Raw genomic sequence first — 3,542 nt, 5'->3', positions numbered from 1 at the left:
GAGCGGGCTTGCCCCGCGCACACGGGCGAAGCCCGTGCCATCCACCGCGGTGCCTGCTTCGCGGGGCAAGCCCGCTCCCACAGGGATTGGGTGTTGCTTCAGCTACGGCGGGCGAAGCGCGCGAGCTGCGCCTCGTCCAGGGTCAGGCCCAGGCCTGGGGTGCTTGGCACGTGCAACTGGAAGTCGCGGTACACCGGCGGCTGGTTGACGATCTCTTCGGTCAGCAGCAGCGGCCCGAACAACTCGGTGCCCCAGGTCAGCTGGCGAAGGGTCAGGAAGGCATGGGCCGAGGCCAGGGTGCCCACGCTGCCTTCGAGCATGGTCCCGCCGTACAGCGCAATACCGGCCGCTTCGGCGATCTGCGCGGTGCGCAGCACGGCGCGCGGGCCGCCGTTCTTGGCGATTTTCAGGGCGAAGATGCTCGCCGCGCCGTCGGCGGCCAGGCTGAAGGCGTCCTCGACGCTTTCGATGGACTCGTCGGCCATGATCGGCGCCGGGCTGCGCTGGTTCAGGCGGATCTGCCCGCCACGGTTGATGCGCGAGATCGGCTGTTCGATCAGGTCGATGCCGTTGTCGCCCAGCACCTGGCAGGCGCGGATGGCCTGGGACTCGTCCCAGTACTGGTTGACGTCGACACGCACGCTGGCGCGCTCGCCCAGCTCGCGCTTGATCGCCACCACGTGCTTGAGGTCCTGGGCCAGCGGGTTGGCGCCGATCTTCAGCTTGAACACCCGGTGCCGGCGAATTTCCAGCATGTGCTCGGCCTCGGCGATGTCGCGGGCGGTGTCGCCGCTGGCCAGGGTCCAGGCCACTTCCAGGCTGTCGCGCACGCGGCCGCCGAGCAGCTCGCTGACTGGCAGGCCCAGGCGCTTGCCCTGGGCATCGAGCAAGGCGCTCTCGATACCGGACTTGGCGAAGGTGTTGCCCTTGGCCAGCTTGTCGAGCTTGAGCATGGCCGCGTTGATGTTGTCGGCGGCCATGCCGACCAGCGCCGGCGCCAGGTAGGCGTCGATATTGGCCTTGATGCCTTCCGGGCTTTCGTAGCCGTAGGCCAGGCCACCGATGGTGGTGGCTTCGCCGATGCCTTGCACACCGTCGCTGCAGTGCAGGCGCAGGATCACCAGGGTCTGCTGCTGCATGGTGTGCATGGCCAGCTTGTGCGGGCGGATGGTCGGCAGGTCGACGATGATCGCCTCCAGCCGGTCGATGGTCGGGCTTGTCATGCCAAGGCTCCAGTTCAGTCAGTAAAGGGTCAGGCCGTCGCCGCCAGGGCCTGGCGCCGGCCACTGGCCAGGTGCACGGCCATGGCCAGCGCGGCGACCGCGCCGGGGATGGCGAAGGCGATGAAATTGAGTTGCAGCGGCAGGTTGATGCCCATCAGCGCGCCACCGAGCAGCGGGCCGACGATGGCGCCGTTGCGCCCGATGCCGGAGGCCCAGCCCAGGCCGGTGGAACGCACCGACAGGCCGTACAGCTGGGCGGCGCCGGCATACAGCAGGATCTGCGTGCCGATGGTGGTGGCGCCGGCGATGAAGATCAGCAGGTACAGCAGCGGCATCGGGCTGTTGACCCCCAGCAGGCTGATCGACAGCGCGGCGGCGATGAAGAACGCCACTTTGACCTTGACCAGGTTGTAGCGGTCGCCCAGCCAGCCGCCGAGGATCGCCCCGGCCATGCCGCCGAAGTTCAGCACCAGCAGGAACGACAGGCTCGAACCCAGGCTGTAGCCGGCGTTGGCCATGAGTTTCGGCAGCCAGGAGCTCAGTGCGTAGACCATCAGCAGGCAGCAGAAGAACGCCAGCCACAGGGCCAGGGTGCGGATGGCCAGGCCGTTCTGGAACAGCTTGAGGACCGAGGTGAGCGTGCTGGCCTTATCGCGGGGCAAGCCCGCTCCCACGCTGAGAGTGTCTCCGAGGGTGACGTCGCAATTCGGATCAAGGCGTTTGAGTAACGTGCGGGCTTCGTCCATGCGACCTTGGCGCACCAGGAAGCCGATGGACTCGGGCAGGTAGTAGAGGATCACCGGCAGCAACAGCAGCGGTACGGCGGCGGCGAAGAACATCGACTCCCAGCCGAAACGCGGCAACAGGAAGATGCCGACCCCGGCCGAGAGCATGCCACCCAGCGAGTAGCCACTGAACATGATCGCCACCAGGGTGCTGCGCAGGCGCTTTGGGGCGTATTCGTTCATCAGCGCCACAGCGTTGGGCATCAGCCCGCCGCAGCCTAGCCCGGCAAAGAAGCGGTAGAGGCCGAACTCGCTGGGGCTGCTGGCGAAGCCGTTGAGGATGGTGGCCCCGGAGAACAGCGCGAAGCAGATGGCGATGCCCTTCTTGCGCCCGATACGGTCGGCCAGGCTGCCGAACAGCAGGGCGCCGAACATCATGCCGAACAGCGCGTAGCTGCCCAGGGCGCCGGCCTGCAGCGGGGTCAGGCCCCACTCTTTCATGATGGTCGGCAGGACCACGCCGTAGATGAACAGGTCGTAGCCGTCGAAGATCAGCAGCAGGCCGCACCAGGCCATGACCATCCAGTGGAAGGGGCTGAAGCGGGCGTTGTCGATGATCGGGTGCACGTCGAGTGTTCGCATGGCATCTGTCTCTTTTGTTTTTGTTGTGTGAAGAGAAAACCTTGCCGGGGCGGCCGTCAGCCGAGGTCGCCACCGCCCACCGGCAGGGTTACGCCGGTGATGTACGAGGCCTCGTCAGAGGCCAGGAAAAGGATTGCGCCGACCTGTTCGTCGAGGCTGCCGTAGCGCTTCATCAGGCTGCTGGATACGGTCTGGTCGACGATCTGCTGGTACCAGCCTTTCTCCTGCGCGCTCTGCTCGGCCTGGTTGCGCGGGATGCGCCGGGGCGGTGCCTCGGTGCCGCCGGGGGCCGTGGCGTTGACGCGGATGCCGCGCTCGGCGGTTTCGAAGGCCAGGCACGCGGTGAGCGCGTTGACGCCACCCTTGGCCGCGCCGTATGGCACGCGGTTGACACCCCGGGTGGCGATGGACGAGACGTTGACGATGGCGCCGCCGCCGCGTTCGAGCATGTAGGGCAAGGCGGCGTGGCAGCACCACAGGGTGGGGAACAGCGAGCGCCGTACTTCGGCCTCGATCTGCTGCACGTCGTAGTGTTCGAAGGGCTTGGCCCAGATGGTGCCGCCGACGTTGTTGATGAGGATGTCGAGGCGGCCGAAGGTTTCCACGGCGCGGGCCATGACCGTGGCGCAGTCGGCGTGTTGCTCGAGGTCGGCGGTGAGGGTCAGCATGCCCCCGCCGGCCAGCTCGTGGACCAGCTCGGAGCGGTCCACCGCCACCACCTGCGCGCCTTCGGCCTTGAGCCGCCAGCACACGGCGCGGCCGATGCCTTGGGCGGCGCCGGTGACCAGGGCGACTTTGTTGTGGAATCTTGCGTTCATGCTCATTCTCCAAAGCGTCGGCGCCGGGGGGGGGGGGGGGGGGGGGGGGGGGGGGGGGGGGGGGGGGGGGGGGGGGGGGGGGGGGGGGGGGGAGGGGGGAGGGGGGGAAGGGGGAGGGGGGAGATAAGGGAGAA

Annotated in this window: 3 protein-coding genes; all 3 read right to left on the bottom strand. The window is 68.0% G+C overall.

The features are described from left to right. Positions 1–98 precede the first annotated feature (98 nt). The 3 genes from ACO6VM_RS01515 to ACO6VM_RS01505 are packed head-to-tail and all read right to left on the bottom strand — an operon-like array spanning position 99 to position 3,408. Positions 99–1,223, bottom strand: a complete 1,125-nt coding sequence (locus ACO6VM_RS01515) for a muconate cycloisomerase family protein (protein ID WP_422402664.1) — start codon at positions 1,221–1,223, stop codon at positions 99–101. Positions 1,224–1,252: 29 nt separating this feature from the next. Then, on the bottom strand, positions 1,253–2,590 hold the full coding sequence (locus ACO6VM_RS01510) for an MFS transporter (RefSeq protein ID WP_422402663.1): 1,338 nt from the start codon (positions 2,588–2,590) through the stop codon (positions 1,253–1,255). A gap of 56 nt (positions 2,591–2,646) precedes the next feature. After that, complete coding sequence (locus ACO6VM_RS01505; protein ID WP_422402662.1) at positions 2,647–3,408, bottom strand: 1,6-dihydroxycyclohexa-2,4-diene-1-carboxylate dehydrogenase; 762 nt, start codon at positions 3,406–3,408, stop codon at positions 2,647–2,649. Positions 3,409–3,542: the final 134 nt, after the last annotated feature.

Source organism: Pseudomonas sp. GZD-209, assembly GCF_049310485.1.
Lineage (GTDB): Bacteria > Pseudomonadota > Gammaproteobacteria > Pseudomonadales > Pseudomonadaceae > Aquipseudomonas > Aquipseudomonas sichuanensis.
The sequence above is the reverse complement of the archived record's forward strand: the minus strand, read 5'-3'. Positions and strand labels throughout refer to the sequence as shown.